The organism is Massilia genomosp. 1 (assembly GCF_011682185.1).
Taxonomy (GTDB): Bacteria; Pseudomonadota; Gammaproteobacteria; order Burkholderiales; family Burkholderiaceae_D; genus Telluria_A; species Telluria_A rubra.
Genome location: NZ_WHJF01000076.1, coordinates 17,869 through 33,719, shown reverse-complemented (window position 1 = coordinate 33,719; position 15,851 = coordinate 17,869). Strand labels below are relative to the sequence as shown.

General features: G+C 61.1%; 16 protein-coding genes and 1 pseudogene. 11 read left to right on the top strand and 6 right to left on the bottom strand.

The features are described from left to right. Positions 1-576 precede the first annotated feature (576 nt). Positions 577-1,281: a PEP-CTERM sorting domain-containing protein gene (locus tag F1735_RS36725; RefSeq protein ID WP_229505924.1), complete on the top strand. Its 705-nt coding sequence runs from the start codon at positions 577-579 to the stop codon at positions 1,279-1,281. A gap of 338 nt (positions 1,282-1,619) precedes the next feature. Here the strand turns inward: F1735_RS36725 and glmS are convergent, their stop codons facing one another. Next, positions 1,620-3,449, bottom strand: coding sequence for a glutamine--fructose-6-phosphate transaminase (isomerizing) (gene glmS, locus F1735_RS23665; RefSeq protein ID WP_167239209.1), 1,830 nt, complete (start codon positions 3,447-3,449; stop codon positions 1,620-1,622). 162 nt (positions 3,450-3,611) lie between these two features. Here glmS and F1735_RS23660 point away from each other — a divergent pair, with 162 nt between their 5' ends. The 3 genes from F1735_RS23660 (at position 3,612) to F1735_RS23650 (ending at position 6,164) form a co-directional block, all read left to right on the top strand. After that, positions 3,612-4,079, top strand: coding sequence for an Lrp/AsnC family transcriptional regulator (locus tag F1735_RS23660; RefSeq protein ID WP_166889188.1), 468 nt, complete (start codon positions 3,612-3,614; stop codon positions 4,077-4,079). A gap of 109 nt (positions 4,080-4,188) precedes the next feature. After that, entirely contained in the window at positions 4,189-4,968 is a 780-nt protein-coding gene (locus F1735_RS23655) for an ABC transporter ATP-binding protein (RefSeq protein WP_167239208.1), read from the top strand. Beyond that, the gene (locus F1735_RS23650; protein WP_167239207.1) at positions 4,965-6,164 is read left to right on the top strand and encodes an ABC transporter permease; all 1,200 of its coding nucleotides are present in this window, start codon (positions 4,965-4,967) and stop codon (positions 6,162-6,164) included. The genes F1735_RS23655 and F1735_RS23650 overlap by 4 nt, the downstream gene beginning before the upstream one ends. A gap of 165 nt (positions 6,165-6,329) precedes the next feature. Here F1735_RS23650 and glmU read toward each other — a convergent pair whose 3' ends face one another. Next, positions 6,330-7,706: a bifunctional UDP-N-acetylglucosamine diphosphorylase/glucosamine-1-phosphate N-acetyltransferase GlmU gene (glmU, locus tag F1735_RS23645; RefSeq protein ID WP_167239206.1), complete on the bottom strand. Its 1,377-nt coding sequence runs from the start codon at positions 7,704-7,706 to the stop codon at positions 6,330-6,332. A 27-nt stretch (positions 7,707-7,733) separates the two neighbouring features. On the opposite strand from glmU, the gene F1735_RS23640 reads away from it, so the two are divergent. From F1735_RS23640 to F1735_RS23620, 5 genes are all read left to right on the top strand, one after another. Further along, on the top strand, positions 7,734-8,630 hold the full coding sequence (locus tag F1735_RS23640) for a DUF6279 family lipoprotein (protein ID WP_167239205.1): 897 nt from the start codon (positions 7,734-7,736) through the stop codon (positions 8,628-8,630). A 244-nt stretch (positions 8,631-8,874) separates the two neighbouring features. After that, on the top strand, positions 8,875-9,519 hold the full coding sequence (rsmD, locus tag F1735_RS23635; protein WP_167239204.1) for a 16S rRNA (guanine(966)-N(2))-methyltransferase RsmD: 645 nt from the start codon (positions 8,875-8,877) through the stop codon (positions 9,517-9,519). 120 nt (positions 9,520-9,639) lie between these two features. Further along, a complete protein-coding gene (gene coaD, locus F1735_RS23630) occupies positions 9,640-10,137 on the top strand; it encodes a pantetheine-phosphate adenylyltransferase (RefSeq protein WP_166889171.1) in 498 nt (165 codons plus the stop codon). Positions 10,138-10,151: 14 nt separating this feature from the next. After that, positions 10,152-10,427, top strand: a complete 276-nt coding sequence (locus F1735_RS23625) for a YfhL family 4Fe-4S dicluster ferredoxin (protein ID WP_167239203.1) — start codon at positions 10,152-10,154, stop codon at positions 10,425-10,427. Positions 10,428-10,681: 254 nt separating this feature from the next. Next, positions 10,682-11,425, top strand: coding sequence for a chalcone isomerase family protein (locus tag F1735_RS23620; RefSeq protein ID WP_229505923.1), 744 nt, complete (start codon positions 10,682-10,684; stop codon positions 11,423-11,425). An 80-nt stretch (positions 11,426-11,505) separates the two neighbouring features. On the opposite strand, the gene F1735_RS23615 is transcribed toward F1735_RS23620, so the two are convergent. Next, the gene (locus F1735_RS23615) at positions 11,506-11,793 is read right to left on the bottom strand and encodes a hypothetical protein (protein WP_167239202.1); all 288 of its coding nucleotides are present in this window, start codon (positions 11,791-11,793) and stop codon (positions 11,506-11,508) included. A gap of 144 nt (positions 11,794-11,937) precedes the next feature. On the opposite strand from F1735_RS23615, the gene F1735_RS23610 reads away from it, so the two are divergent. Further along, positions 11,938-12,888 carry a LysR family transcriptional regulator gene (locus F1735_RS23610; RefSeq protein WP_167232459.1) on the top strand — a complete coding sequence of 317 codons (951 nt, stop codon included), beginning with the start codon at positions 11,938-11,940 and terminating at the stop codon, positions 12,886-12,888. Positions 12,889-12,919: 31 nt separating this feature from the next. On the opposite strand, the gene F1735_RS23605 is transcribed toward F1735_RS23610, so the two are convergent. Then, positions 12,920-13,537 carry an FMN-dependent NADH-azoreductase gene (locus tag F1735_RS23605; protein WP_167239201.1) on the bottom strand — a complete coding sequence of 206 codons (618 nt, stop codon included), beginning with the start codon at positions 13,535-13,537 and terminating at the stop codon, positions 12,920-12,922. Positions 13,538-13,665: 128 nt separating this feature from the next. Between F1735_RS23605 and F1735_RS23600 the strand changes: the two genes are divergently transcribed. Then, positions 13,666-14,565: a LysR family transcriptional regulator gene (locus F1735_RS23600; protein ID WP_167239200.1), complete on the top strand. Its 900-nt coding sequence runs from the start codon at positions 13,666-13,668 to the stop codon at positions 14,563-14,565. On the opposite strand, the pseudogene F1735_RS23595 reads toward F1735_RS23600, so the two are convergent. Together F1735_RS23595 and F1735_RS23590 are read right to left on the bottom strand one after the other, a co-directional pair. After that, positions 14,540-15,277: pseudogene (locus tag F1735_RS23595) on the bottom strand (methyl-accepting chemotaxis protein); the annotation flags it as partial. The gene F1735_RS23600 and the pseudogene F1735_RS23595 overlap by 26 nt on opposite strands. Before the next feature lie 7 nt (positions 15,278-15,284). After that, positions 15,285-15,740: an Lrp/AsnC ligand binding domain-containing protein gene (locus tag F1735_RS23590; RefSeq protein ID WP_126073517.1), complete on the bottom strand. Its 456-nt coding sequence runs from the start codon at positions 15,738-15,740 to the stop codon at positions 15,285-15,287. Positions 15,741-15,851: the final 111 nt, after the last annotated feature.

Here is a 15,851-nt window from a genome sequence, read left to right as displayed (position 1 = left end):
CATCCCGCCTCGAAGGTCGAGCAGCTGACACCGCGACTGTGGAAACAGCATTGCGCCGACAATCCGCTACGCTCGGACCTGCACAGATTTAACGGCTGATCTACAACGCCGCTCAGCTACCGCTTACTGGCGTCAGATACCAGTAACAACGCGCCTCGGCACGGGATCGCCGACCTCTACTCACGAAATATCCGGGCTAGCCCACACGCCGATCACCCCGTCAACCACGTTGACGAGTTCCTGCCCTGGCATTGCGCCGGGCAGCTGGCCACTGCCTGAAAAACACTCCGCTCATGTGGTCGCAGGCCAGTCGATTAGGTTCATTGCAAGCCATTTGGCCGAGCACCTTCAACCATCAGCACTCAGCAAATGCGCGGGTGCCATTCGGGAGAGTTCATCAAATCGGCAAATTGGGGAAAGTCGAATCAATTCAATGCGGCCCACCTTCCAAACCGTCAAGCTTGAGTAGCTCGCCAGATTTGCGCTGCGCGTTCCACAATCAGTACATGTCTGTTGACCAAGAGTGAAAGTTAACGTAAAAGTAAGCCTTCTCCCGCAATCGATTGATAGAAAAACATGAAAAATCTTGCCACCGGCTTAGTGCTTTGTCTTGCCACCGCTTCCGCTTCCGCAGAAGTACTCACCTTTGATTATGTCGCCCTCGCGAGTAAGACAGTCTACTTTTACGATGGTACAGAGACTACCGTAGCGAGCGTCAGGGTAGATGGTTCAACGATCAATACTGGCGATACGCTCCGTGGCTCTTTTAGCATCGATCTGACGACCCCGCTAACTTACTATCACCAAACCGACAATCAGGTGAGTGGAAGCTACAATACGAAAGAAGCGGGGAGCCCGAATTTGATCGGTTTCTCCGATCTGCAATCGGGCTATGGCTACACTCCACACACCGACGAATTTTTACACCTTACTATTTATGACGGGGTCCCAGGACTGAGGGAGGATGCGATGGTTATGGGACATGGCTCGGGGCCGCATAGCATCCAGTTGGTATTCAATCAGGATGCAGGTACGCTGTTTTCCAGCACCAGTCTTAACGTAACCCGTTCGCTGGTCGGCGCCAACGGTGTCTTGTCATATTCGTACACCGACTATTCACGCGATGGAACTGTCTCTATCGTCCGGGCGGACCTTACCTCCCTGACATTGCGTTCGGTCTCGCCGGTGCCGGAGCCGTCCGTTTACGCCATGTTGTTGCTGGGCGTGGCAACGGTAGCTGCTATCGGCCGTCGTCGACGTCAAACAGCGCGCATTGGGTAAAAAGGAGGGTTCGCTTTGGCGAGTGCGGCGAAGACGATCAGGTGGGCGGTGGAGTCCAACGCTCGGAATCTCAAGCGCCGCATAGCAAGCTGATTGAAACTGCATGCGAAATCTGCGAGCGCGTTATGGCCGACAATCTCGCATGCGTCTTTTCAGTTAGTCCAGCGAATGTGAGTGCTGAAGTCAGGGTGAAACAAAAAAAGCCCATGTGGCCAGATCGAGGCACACATGAGCTTCTGCAAAGGGCAAGTAGCCTTGAGGCACCTGCGGCAAACTTTATTGTTTTGTGTCTGACTTTATTGTTTTCCCAAAATAGCGAGCCCAGCCAGCAAGCAGTCTTACTCCACCGTCACCGACTTCGCCAGATTGCGCGGCTTGTCCACATCCGTGCCCTTGGCCAGCGCGGTGTGATACGCCAGCAACTGCAATGCCACCACGTGCAGGATCGGGGACAGCAGGCCATAGTGTTCCGGCAAGCGGATCACATGCAGTCCATCGCCCGAGGTGATGCGCGAATCGACGTCGGCGAACACATACAGCTGGCCGCCACGCGCACGCACTTCCTGCATGTTCGATTTCAGCTTTTCCAGCAGCGCGTCATTCGGCGCAATCGTCACCACCGGCATTTCATCGGTCACCAGCGCCAGCGGGCCGTGCTTGAGTTCACCAGCCGGATACGCTTCGGCGTGGATGTACGAAATCTCCTTGAGCTTCAACGCGCCTTCCAGCGCGATCGGATAGTGCATGCCACGGCCCAGGAACAGCGCATTGTCCTTGCGCGCAAAGTCGTCGGCCCAGGCGATGATCTGCGGCTCCAGCGCCAGCACGGCGGCAATCGCCACCGGCAGGTGACGCATCTGTTTCAGGTAGGTCGCTTCTTCCTCATCGCTCAGACGACCATTGACTTGCGCCAGCGTCAGGGTCAGCAGGAACAGCGCGGCCAGCTGGGTGGTGAAGGCCTTGGTCGACGCCACGCCCACTTCCACGCCGGCGCGGGTGATGTACGACAGCGCGCATTCGCGCACCATGGCGCTGGTGGCCACGTTGCAGATGGTCAAGGTATGCACCATGCCCAGGCTGCGCGCATGCTTGAGGGCGGCCAGGGTGTCGGCCGTTTCGCCGCTCTGCGAAATCGTCACCACCAGGGTGTTCGGATGCGGCACGCTGTCGCGGTAGCGGTATTCGCTGGCGATCTCGACCTGGACCGGGACCTTGGCCACCGATTCCATCCAGTACTTGGCGGTCAGGCCCGAGTAGTAGCTGGTGCCGCAAGCCAAAATCAGCACGCGGTCGATCTGCTTGAAGACCTTGAACGCGTCGTCGCCGAACAGTTCCGGCATGATGCCGGTGACGCCTTCGAGCGTGTCGCCGATGACGCGCGGCTGTTCGAAGATTTCTTTCTGCATGTAGTGGCGGTACGGACCCAACTCGGCCGCACCGGTGTGCGCATGCACGGTTTTCACTTCGCGCTCGACTGGTTTACCGTCGACGTCGACGATCCAGACTTTCGACAGTTGCAGGTCGACCACGTCGCCTTCTTCCAGGTAGATGATCTGGTCGGTGGTGCCGGCCAGCGCCATGGCGTCGGAGGCGACGAAGTTCTCGCCCTGGCCGATGCCGACGATCAGCGGCGAACCCTGGCGCGCGGCGACCACGCGGTGCGGCTCTTCGCGGCTGAACACGGCAATCGCGTAGGCGCCGTGCAGGCGCTTGACGGCCAGCTGGACGGTCTCGAACAGGTCGCCGCTATACATGTGGTCGACCAGGTGGGCGATGACTTCGGTATCGGTCTGGCTCTGGAACACATAGCCGAGGGCGGTCAGTTCGGCGCGCAGTTCGTCGTGGTTTTCGATGATGCCGTTGTGGACCAGCGCGATGCGGGCGTTCTCTTCGGTTGGCGAAAAGTGCGGGTGCGCATTGTGCGACGCCGGCGCGCCGTGCGTGGCCCAGCGGGTGTGGGCGATGCCGGTGAAGCCTTGCAGGCCCACGCTGGCGATCTGGGTTTCGAGGTCGGCCACGCGCGAGGTGCTGCGCGAACGCACCAGCTTGCCGTCAACGTGCAGCGCCACGCCGCACGAGTCGTAACCACGGTATTCAAGGCGCTTGAGGCCCTCGACCAGGATGGGAGTAATGTTACGTTGTGCTACTGCTCCGACGATACCGCACATGATGACCTCGATGTAGAAATGATTGAATGCGCAGATCGTAGTTGAGCCAGCATGAAATATGCTTTCTAATTTGTTATATTGTTGATATATAATTTCATCAAGCAGTTTGCATGAATTATTCTTTCATTTATCAGTCACATCCTTTGCGGATCATCAAACGCCATGCTTGCCAATGAACTCGATGACGTCGACCGTCGCATCCTCAATATCCTCCAGCTTGATGCATCGCACACCAACGCGGAGCTGGCCGAGCTGGTCCATGTGTCGCCGCCGACCTGCCTGCGCCGCGTCAAATACATGAACGAGGGCGGCATCATCGAGCGCCAGGTGGCGATCGTCTCGCCCGACAAGGTGGGCGCGCGCCTGACCGCCATCGTCGAAATCACGCTCGATGTGCAGGCCGCCGAGCGCATGGCCGAGTTCGAGCAGCACGTGGCGGCCGAAGCGGCCGTGCTGCAATGCTACCGGGTCGCGCCCGGCCCCGATTTCGTGCTCATCGTACAAGTGGCCGACATGCCGGCCTACCACGCGCTGGCGCACCGCCTGTTTGCCACGCGCACCAATGTGCGTAACGTCAAAGCCTATTTCTCTACCTTCCGCAGCAAGTTCGAAACCCGCATCGCCGTCTGATTATTGCCATTGAGCAATCTCAACGGCTTCCCGGCCGAAACAGGTTCTACTGAGCAATGCCGCGCGTCCACCGGGCGATGCGTACACTGACGAGGCGGGAGGTGGACCGATGGATGCCATTCTGGAACACGACGGGCCGATGCCCCCGGCGCCCAAGCCGCCGGGCGACCTGGTGCGCCTGGCGCGCGTACACAAGTATTACGGTGGTGGCCTGTCCGGCGTGCATGCGCTCGACGGCGTCGAGCTGCAGGTGGGCGAGGCGGAGATGGTGGCCATCTGCGGCCCCTCGGGCAGCGGCAAGAGCACCTTGCTCAACCTCATCGGCATGCTCGACCATGCGACCGAAGGCAGTATCGTGATCGCCAAGCTGCTCATTGCCCGCTTGCCGGAACAGGCGCGCGCCGACCTGCGCAATGAAATGATGGGTTTCGTGTTCCAGGCGTTTACCCTCATTCCGGTGCTGACCGCGCGCGAAAACGTGCTGCTGCCGCTGATGCTGCGCGAATCGCTCACGCCCAAGGCCTTGCGCGCCGCCCACGCGCGCGCCAGCGACCTGCTCAACCAGCTCGGCCTGGCCGCCCACGCCGATACCTATCCGCCGCGCCTCGACCCCAGCCAGAGCCAGCGCGTGGCCATTGCACGGGCGCTGATGAGCAGGCCGCGCCTGGTGCTGGCCGACGAGCCCACCTCGCGCCTGGACAGCGCCAGCATCCGCCTGGTGATGGACCTGTTCGTCCAGCAGCAAAACGAGCACGGCACGACCTTTATCATCGCCACCCGCGACCAGCGCCAGCTGGTGCGCATCACCCGCACCTTGCAGTTGCAAGAAGGGCGCTTGCACGTCGCCGTGGGCGACCTGGAACGCCAGCCCTTCCGGGTCCGCTTATGAGCCCGTACCGCTTGGCCTTGCGCACCCTGGTGCTGGGCCGCCCGCGCAGCGTGCTGGCGACCTTGCTGATCGCCGCCAGCCTGTGCGTGCTCGATCTGTTTGCGGGCAGCATCGCCAGCACCCGCGCCGGGATCGCGTACCAGGCCGTCATCGTGGAACGGATGGGCCACCTGACCGTCCTGCCCGTCGCCGCGCCGGGCGCGCCGCGACAACTGCGGCGCTTCAGTGCGGACGAAGCGGGGAGGGTGCGCGCCTTGCTGGACGGCATGAAAGGGATCGCGCTGGTGGTGCCGGAAGTGAGCGTGTCCGGGATTGCCGCCAGCGCCGAGCACTCGGCCACGTTTGCCGGGCTGGGCGTGCCCGACGCGGCGGCGCCGGGGCTGTTGCAGGCGGCGCCCGGCAAGCTGCAGGCGCGAACCGGCAACGGCGTGGCCATCAGCCAGGCCAAGGCTGCGGCGCTGGCGTTGCGGGTCGGCAGCGCGCTCACGCTCACGGCGGCCGTGCCGGATGCGGCGCCCCGGCGCGTGCTGGCGCAGGTGGTCGATGTGTACGCGGCGGGCGGCGGCGACGAGCAAGCCCGTTCGCTGCTGATGCCCTTGACGCTGGCGCAGGACTTGCTCGATACCGACAGCGTCGAGCGGTTTGTTGTTTTTTTGTCCGATCCGGCGCTGATGGAACAACAGCGGGGCGCGCTGGCGGGCGCGCTGCGCAAGGCGGGCGTCCAGGCCGAGGTGCGGACCTGGCAGGAGTTGTCGCTTGCCTACATGCGCGCGCGCAGTGCATCCGACCTGGCGTTCGACAGCATCGCGGGCATGGTGTTTGCCGTGATCGCGGCAAGCATTGCCGCCACCATGTCGATCAATGCGCTGGAACGGCGGCGCGAAGTGGCGACCTTGCGCGCGCTGGGCATGCGCAGCCATTCGGTGTTTTTGATGCTGGTGACGGAGGCGCTGGGCATGGCGATGATGGGCGTGGCGGCGAGCCTGGTCGGCAGCGGGGTCATTGCCTGGGTGATCAACCGGGTGAGCCTGGCGGACGGAGCGCCTCATGCGTTGCCGGGGGCGATGCCGGTCGAGCTCGATGTGAACCGGATGATGATGGCCGTGGTGGCGGTGCTGGCGGTGGCCTTGATGGCGGCGCTGGTGCCGGCGTTCAAGGCGGCAAGGGCGCATGTGGCGGCGGGGCTGGTGGCTTGAAACTGAACAACGTTGCTTGCGTGTAAACCGTCGCTCCCGCGCAGGCGGGAGCCCAAGTTAGGTCTGCCGGGTTCGGCGTGACAACTTGGACTCCCGCCTGCGCGGGAGCGACGTGTCGAAGGCTAATGACTCAACGCCTACAACCTGGGCTGGAGCAACTAAAACTTACTTCTTCACCTTCACCGGCCGCGTCCAGCTTTCAATCGTCATCTGCTTTGCGCGCGAGATGGTCAGCTTGCCGGCCGGCGCGTCTTTCGACAGGGTGGTTCCGGCTCCCAGGGTCGCACCCTTGCCAACCGTAACCGGCGCGATCAGCTGGCTGTCGCTGCCGATAAACGCATCGTCCTCGATCACGGTACGGAACTTGTTGGCGCCGTCGTAATTGCACGTGATCGTCCCCGCGCCAATATTCACGCGCGAACCAACCGTCGCATCGCCCACATAGGCCAGGTGATTGGCCTTGCTGTGCGCCGCGATCTGGCTGTTCTTGATCTCGACAAAGTTGCCGATATGGACGTCTTCAGCCAGTTCGGTCCCGGGACGCAAGCGCGCATACGGGCCGATCACCGACTTGGCGCCCACCACCGCATCTTCAATATGACAGAACGGTTTGATATTGGTTCCCGCCGCGATGCGCGCGTTGACCAGCACATTGTGTGCGCCCACGGAAACGCCGTCGCCCAGTTCCACCCGGCCTTCGAACACGCAGCCGACGTCGATGGTCACATCGCGTCCGCAGATCAGTTCGCCACGCACGTCGATGCGCGCCGGGTCCAGCAGGGTCACGCCTTTTTCCAGCAGCGCATGGGCAATATTGAGCTGGTGACGACGCTCCAGCTCGGCCAACTGCACCTTGCTGTTCACGCCGGCCACTTCCCACTCGGCCGAGGGATTGGCCGACACCACCGGCACACCGTCCTGCACCGCCTGCGCCACGATATCGGTCAGGTAATACTCGCCCTGCGCGTTGTTGTTCGACAGCGAACCGAGCCACTTTTTCAGGTGGCGCGTCGGCGCGACCATGATGCCGCTGTTGATTTCGCAAATGGCCCGCTCGGCTTCGTTGGCATCTTTTTCCTCGACGATGCGGGTAATCGTGCCGCCTTCGCGCACGATGCGGCCCAGGCCGAAGGGATTGGCCTGCACCACCGTCAGGATGCCGAGCTTGTCAGTGCCGGCGGCGTCGACCAGGCGCTTGAGCGAGGCCACGGTGGTGAGCGGCACGTCGCCGTACAGGATCAGGGTGGGGGCGTCTTCATCGAGCTGCGGCACGGCCTGGCTGACCGCGTGACCGGTGCCGAGCTGCGGTTCTTGCAGGGCGGTATCGATGGCCGCGTGGCCCGTGCTGTCCTGGCTTTTGAGCATCTCGGGCACCGCTGCGCCGCCGTGCCCGTAAATAACGCATAATTTGCTCGGTGCAAGTGCCCTTGCCGTATCGATCACATGCTGCAGGAGGGGTTTGCCCGCCAGCGGGTGCAGCACTTTCGGCAGCGCAGATTGCATACGCTTTCCCATTCCAGCGGCAAGAATCACTACGTTCATAAGCGTTCGTTCAAAAAGAGTTAATAAATGAAAAAGTTTAACACGCAGGAACCACTTTCCCAGCGCTTTCGCGTTCTTTGCATGCTCGCCGTCATGGCCGTGCTGACCGCGTGCAGCGGCATCAAACTGGCCTACAACCAGGGCGACACCTTGCTCTACTGGTGGCTCGACGCCTATGTCGACCTCGATTCCGAGCAGGCGCCGGAGGTCAAGCAAGATATCAAGGAACTGTTCAAGTGGCATCGCCAGACCCAGTTGAAGGACTACATCCACATTCTGACTAATGCCCAGCGACAACTTGCAGGCAACCTGAGCAAGGCTGACCTGGATGCCGATTACCGCGAGATCATGTCGCGCACCGAATTGCTGGCGCAAAAGGCCTTGCCGGAGTTGACCGACCTGGCCCTGTCGATCAAGCCCGAGCAGTTGGCGCACATCGAAAAGAAGTTCGAGAAGAACAACGAAACCTTCCGCAAAAAATTCGTGCGCGGCAGCGTCGAGGACTTGCAGGAGAAGCGTTTCAAGAAGTCGATGGAACAGTTCGACCTGTGGTTCGGCGGCTTCAGCAAGGAACAGGAAGTGCTCTTGCGCAAGGCTTCCGATGCGCGTCCGCTGAACAACCAGCTCTGGCTCGACGAGCGCATCCGGCGCCAGCAAAAGATCATGACGGTGCTGCGCAAGATCAATAAGGAAAACCTGGGCAAGGAGGCGGCCGCGCCGCTGGTGCAGGGCCTGGTCAAGGATATGCTGGCGCGCACGCAAAGCCCCGAAAACAAGCAGTTTTTCGATACCTACACCGATGGCACGATGCAGATGATCTTGACGGCTGTAAAAATCGCCACGCCGGAGCAGAAAGCCCATGCGCAAAAACGCATGCAGGGGTGGATCAGCGACTTCAATACCCTCGCTGCCGACACCAAGTAAACGCATCCGCATGACCCGCGCATCCGCCGCCCGGCGGGTGCGTAAGGGGACCTCGAAAAACCGTAGCGAGCGGTGCAAGTTTCGTCGGAGAAGCGCAGCCGTACGAAGGTACGGTGAGCATCGCAGGACGAAAATTGCGCCGCGCAGTAGGTTTTTCGAGGTCCCCGTAAGTTTCCCGCCTCCCCGCAGCACCCATTCCCCCATGATATAGTGCGCCGGATCAGCAATCCGCCTCTCCGTCTCCATGCAAAAGAAACCCGCCAAAGTCCCGGTGCATCGTCCGCCGCCGCCGAAACAAGTCCGCATCATCGGCGGCGCCTGGAAACGCTCGACCTTGCCGGTGCTCGACGCGCTCGGCCTGCGTCCCACCCCCGACCGGGTGCGCGAAACAGTGTTTAACTGGATCAACCACCTGTGGGACGCCAACTGGGCCGGGGCCGACTGCCTCGACCTGTTCGCCGGCAGCGGCGCGCTCGGTTTCGAAGCGGCCAGCCGTGGCGCGCGCTCGGTCACCATGGTCGACAACCACACGCCCGTGGTGCGCCAGCTGGACGATGTCAAACTCAAGCTCAAGGCCGACAACGTCCAGGTCGCCCGTGGCGAAGCCCTTGCCACCGCGCAAAACATGGCGCTGCGCGGCCAGCGCTACGCGCTGGTGTTCCTCGATCCGCCGTACCAGCAAAACCTGCTCGAACGCAGCCTGCCGTTGTGCGTAAACCTGCTCGCCGACGATGGCCTGGTGTATGCCGAATCCGGCGCGCCGCTGCCGTTCGAACCTGAAGACGGCAGCGCCGTGCCCGACTGGCTCGCGCCGTGGGAAGCGGTGCGTAACGACAAGGCCGGCATCGTCTTCTATTACCTGCTCAAGCTGCGCAAAACGGCAGCGTAAACACCATTTGCCAGCGCTTTGTTCGGTCCCGGTCAAGGCCGCCCGACGGCGCTACCGGGAGCGCGCATAAATTTCAGGCATAATGCGCGTTCTATATTGGTGCATCTCTAGGGAGCCGCAATGGTTGTAGCCGTTTATCCAGGAACCTTTGACCCGCTCACGCGCGGCCATGAGGATTTGGTGCGCCGTGCGTCCGGGCTGTTCGACAGCCTGATCGTGGGCGTCGCCGACAGCAAGAACAAACGCCCGTTTTTCTCGCTGGACGACCGCCTGGAAATCGCCAATGAGGTGCTGGGCCATTATCCCAACGTGAAGGTCGAGAGTTTTTCGGGCCTGCTCAAGGATTTCGTGCGCAAGCATGACGCCCGCGTCATCGTGCGCGGCCTGCGCGCCGTGTCCGACTTCGAATACGAGTTCCAGATGGCGGGCATGAACCGCTACCTGCTGCCCGATGTCGAAACCTTGTTCCTGACACCGTCCGACCAGTACCAGTTTATCTCCGGCACCATCGTGCGCGAGATTGCCATGCTGGGCGGCGATGTGTCGAAGTTCGTGTTTCCATCGGTCGACCGCTGGTTACAGAAGAAGATCGCCACCATGGCGCCGCCTTCGGAATAAATAGCAAAGCAATCATGGCCTTACTGATTACCGACGACTGCATCAACTGCGACGTGTGCGAGCCCGAGTGCCCGAACGACGCCATTTACATGGGTGCCGAGATCTACGAGATCGACCCCAACAAATGCACCGAATGCGTCGGTCACTTCGATGAGCCGCAATGCCAGCAAGTGTGCCCGGTCAGCTGCATTCCCTTCAACCCGGCCTGGCGCGAAACGCCGGAACAGTTGCGCGCGAAGTACGAGCGCCTGACCGCCGGCAAGGACACGCCGGACGCGCCCCCAGCCTGAACCGCTGCCGCCACGCCTGACCCGCTTTTAAGTGGCATTGTCAACTTATAAAGTTATGTGCCTTTAGAGCCACAGTTTTGTCTTAAAACCACTGAATTCCTTGCTAAAAATGCCCTTGCGGCAATTTTTTTGTGAATTTCAATGGTATATTTGCCTAGTTCCTTAGCACCCCACCATTAAGTTTTCCTCGCAGCGCATATCTCGGCCCGATCTCGACCGCACAAAAAGTCTATAATACCCGCCGCGTAAATACGATGGCGGCTGTGCTCGTGTCGTCCGTCGCGGGTGCTGGCGCGTTGAAGCAAAATGCGGGAGTGCCGATCGAATGGACACCGGCAAACCGCAGGCCGGCGCCACGGGTTTTTATGCGGAACAAAAATAGTCCAACCACTGGAGACACCATGATCGTAATGAACAGTTTTAGTTTCAAAGGTTTGCTGGCAGGAATCGCCCTCGCTTGCGCCTTCGGCCAGGGTGCCTGTGCGGCGGAGATCAGCGGCGTCAAGCTCGACGATACCGTCAAGGTCGCCGGCAAGGAACTCCAGCTCAACGGCTTCGGCATGCGCCAGAAATTCGTGGCGAAAGTGTATGTCACCTCGCTGTACCTGCCGGAAAAAAGCAAGTCCTTGCCTGAAATTATGAAGATGGAGGGTCCTCGCCGCGTCACCCTGGTGATGATGCGCGACCTGACCTCGGACGATTTCGGCGACGCCTTCATGAACGGCCTGAACAAAAATCTCGACAACGCCGAAAAAGCCAAGATCGTCACCCAGATCAGCAAGTTCGGCGAAATGTTCGCCCTGCTGCAAGGGCTGAAAAAGGGCGATGTGCTGCATCTGGACTGGATTCCCGGAACCGGCACCCAGTGCGAGTTCAACGGCAAGAAAATCGGTGAAGTTGTTCCCGATATCGCGTTCTACAACGCCATTTTGCGCATCTGGATGGGCGAGCATCCGGTCGATACGGGCTTGAAGACAGCTCTGCTCGGCGGAAAATAACATCCCTGAGCAATAAAAAGCGGCGCCGGTATTGACCGGGCGCCGCTTTTTTTTGCCTGCCGCGCGCGCGGCCGGGGCCATCAGGAACGGGCCGCCATCGCGCGCAGTTCAGCGGTGAGGCTGGCGTTGCCGCTTGAGGAATTGGTCATCCGTTGCAACAATTTGGCGTTGCGCATATTCCGGCGTGCCGCGAGCTGGTCCTTGCTCAGGCGTGGTTTCACCACCAGCACCAGCGCGCGGAAGATACCAAGCAGCAAAGGCTTGAAAAACAGGGCGACGGCGGCGAGCGCCAGGACCAGGGCCACGCCTTGCACCAGCGGCATCAGCGAAAAGGCGGCATCGCCCGTGGTGTGAAGCAGAGTAGACATGATAGGAAAATCGCAGGATCAGTTGTTATGAATCAACTATAGTGCAACGCAACATATAAATCCAATTCCAATATCCAATACCGATTATATCAATGGTGAATGGATTGCGGTATGATAGCTAATCGCTAACTCTTTTCGATCATCATGAGCTTTTTGACCCTGGATTTGAACCTGCTGCGCGTGTTCGACGCGGTGATGACCGAGCAAAACCTGACGCGCGCGGCCGGGCACCTGGCGATGACCCAGCCGGCCGTGTCGAACGCGATCAAGCGCTTGCGCGAGAGTCTGGGCGATGAATTGCTTATCCGCACGGCCTACGGCGTCAAGCCGACTCCGCGCGCCGAGTTGCTGTGGCCAGCCGTGCGCCAGGCGCTGGCCGGGCTGGAAGCGGCGGTGACGCCGGAAACGTTCGATGTGTCCAAGGCGCACGCCACCTTCCGCATGGCCATGGCGGACGCCACGGCGGCGTTCTGGCTGCCTTCGCTGATGCGGTCGATCGAAAGCGAAGCGCCGGGCGTGAACGTGCGCATGGTGCCGCTGACGACGCGCGAACCGCGCCCGATGCTGCTGCGCGGCGATATCGACCTGGCGGTGGGGTTTTTCCCCGGAGTGGCGGCGCAGTTGTCGAGCGACACCAGTTCGCCGATCCGCCATGAGCGCTTGTATTCGGGCCATTATGTCTGCGTGATGCGCAAGAACCATCCGCTGGCCAAGGTCGAGCTGGGGATGGAGAACTATTGCGCTGCGAATCACTTGCTGGTGAGTTTTTCGGGCCGCGCGCATGGCCTGGTGGACGAGGCGCTGGCGCAGCTGGGCCGCGAGCGGCGCATTTTGCTGACCGTGAACCAGTTTTTCACGGCAGGGCGGGTGGTGGCCAATTCGGATTTGATCACCGTGCTGCCGAAGCATTTGATTGCCTCGACCGGGATGACCGATGCGCTGGTGTGGCGCGAACTGCCGTTCAGCTTGCCGGCGGTGCATCTGGACATGCTCTGGCACGAACGCGACGCCCGCAGCCCGGCCCACAAATGGCTGCGCAAGCATCTGGAGGGAATGAATACGACGACCTTGCGGGCGGTGGCCAACAGCGACTAAGCCGCGCCCGACCCTCCTATGCCGGTGTTGTTCAGTGCGCTGCGGCGCGTTTGAGCTCGGGCGCCAATCCGGCAACGAATCCCTCCATCGTTTCCGCGCCCAGATCCACCGCCTTGGCGCCGCCGCCGGCCACGAAGGTCATATCGCTAATGCCGATGACACCGAGGATGAGGCGCAGGTACTGCGTGGCAATATCGCGCTCGCGGATGGGCGAACCTTCGGTATACACGCCTCCCGAGGCGATCAGCACCGTCGCCCGTTTGCCGGTAACGAGTCCGCGTCCGTCGACGCCGAGCGTCATCCCCTTGCGGACGATGTGATCGATCCATGCCTTCAGTACAGCGGGCACGTTATAGTTGTAGACCGGCGTGGCGATGACGATGTGGTCTGCCGCGAGCAGTTCGGCCACCAGTTGGTCCGACAGCGCCAGCCTGTCCTTCATGGCGGGCGAATGCTGGGCAGGGGGCGTGAAATACGCCTCCAGCCAGGGCGCCGTGACAAACGGCAAACCCGTTTCCATCAAATCGCGCTCGAGCACATCGCCGCCCGGGTGTGCGGCCAGCCACGCCGTTACAAAGCGGCGCGTCATATGGCGCGAGACCGAGGTATTGCCGCGAGGGCTGGTTTGGACCACCAGAAGTTGAGTCATTTGAATATCTCCTTACGAAAAATTGGCTTCAGGCGAACAATATATAGCCCGCATTCCCCCTCTGCCAGAGATCAAAATATGATACTTTCTATCGGAATTGGTGATGACTTACGCAGGGGAGGACGGTCTTGATCGGAAGTCTTACGCTGGACCAGCTGCGCGTGCTGGTGACGATCGCCGATACGGGCAGCTTTTCCGCCGCAGGCAGGAAACTGGGGCGTGTACAGTCCGCCATCAGCCAGGCGATAGCGACGCTGGAACAAGTCCAGGGCGTGCTGCTGTTCGACCGCGGCGGTCACCGGCCGCGCCTGACTGACAGCGGGCGCGTCCTGGTCGGGCAGGCGCGCCTGGTACTGGCGAGCGCCGACCGTTTCCAGGCGATAGCGATGAACACGCACGCCGGCCTGGAGCCCGAACTCGTCATCGCCATCGACCCGCTGGTGCCGAGCGCACCCCTGATCGACAGCTTGCGCGCGCTGGGGGAACGCTTTCCCGATCTGCCAGTCAGTTTTTCGACAGAAGGGCTGGGCGGCTCCTTGCGGCGCTTGCGCAGCGACTCGGCCGCGCTCGGCATCTGCCTGCTGCTTCCCGCCGTTCCCGATGACGTCGTCGCCTACCCCTTGCTCACGATCAGCATGCAGCCTGTCGTCGCGCCCGCACATCCGCTGGCCGCGCTGGGACGTCCGGCAACGCAAGGCGATCTGGAACCGCACGTGCAACTTGTGCTGTCCGATCCTGTCGACCCCGATGGAAGAAATTACGGGCTGGCGAGCGCCAGGCTGTGGCGCTTCGTCGATCTGGGGCGGCGCCTGGACTTCGTGATGGCCGGCTTTGGATGGTGCCGCATGCCCGCGCATCTGATCGCCGGGCCGGTCGCCGCCGGGCAGCTGCATGCGTTTCAGATCATCGACGACCCGACGCCCCGGGAAGGACTGACCATGTATGCGGCGCATATGCGCAAGCGCGCACTCGGGCCGGCGGGACGCTGGCTGCTCGACCATCTCAGGGAAGGTTTAGCGGCCAGGTAGCGCCGCGGATCGTCCGGTGCGATGTGGCCGCCGACCGGTACCCGATCCGGAATCCGCCCCAGTGCTTGCCATCGACATAAATCGGGGCCGACAGGTCGTGCATGACTTCCCCCGTATCGCGCTTGTAGGTCTGCAGCAAAAACGCCTTGGTATTCGCGCCGCAGCGCGACCCGGTGCGGTCATTGAAAATGCGCTTGGTCCGGTTGTTGACGATATCGACAGCGTAATCCCCGGTCAGCGGCTGCGAAAAGTTCTTGTTATGGGTCGGAAAATACCCATTGCTGTCGACCGCGCCCGGGTACGCCAGTTGCGGCATGGCCGCCAATAAAGCTTCCTGCAAGGCCGGCAGCACCTTCTCGGTAAAGCCATCGAAACGCGTGCTGTGCTTGGGCGGATCGGTATTTGGAATCGGCTTGTAACGGCGGTCGAACAGTGCCTCATGACTGATCTGGCCCGTCTTGATCGCCGCGCTGAACAACTTCCCGATCTCGTCCGCCGCCTGCTGGGCTGCAAGCCGGATCGGATCTTCGGCATTGGTCGAGAGCATGCTGTCGCGGATCTCGCACAAGGCGCCGCTAATGCTGCGGGTGGTCTGCACATGCGTCTGCGCCGCCCCGGCAATTTGCCCGATGGCCGTTTCCGACACGCTGGAAGAGCGTTCGATATTGCCCAGGAAACCGTGTACCCGCTCCACATTGCCGGCCGCTTCGCTCGGGTGCCTATTTGATCGGCAGTTTGGTGGTATTTTTGACTTCTTCCATGACGGCGTAGGTATGGGTTTCGCGCACGCCTTTCTGGAGCAGGGTTTTGCCCAGGAATTCGCGGTAGGCGGCCATATCCTTGACGCGGGCCTTGACCAGGTAGTCGAAACCGCCGGCCACCATATGGCATTCGAGCACTTCGGGGATGAGCTGGACGCTGTTCTTGAAGGCGTCGAAGACTTCGGGTGTGGTGCGGTCGAGCACCACTTCGATGAAAACCAGCAAGGAAACGTCGAGCAACTGGGGATTGAGCTGGGCCGTGTAGCCCATGATGTAACCCGATTCGTGCAGCTTGCGCACGCGCTCGAGGCAAGCGGCAGGCGACAGGTTCACCCGCGCCGCAAGTTCCACATTGCTGATCCGGCCGTCGCTTTGTAGTTCCGACAGAATTTTCTTGCTAATCTTGTCCAGCATTGAGATCTCCGCAATAAATTTTATTTGGTGAAATTGTCTCACCAAAAACAATCTATGGCTAGTCTTCTGTAATACCAGAATTAATCCAGAAGAATTCACTCTACAATCGAA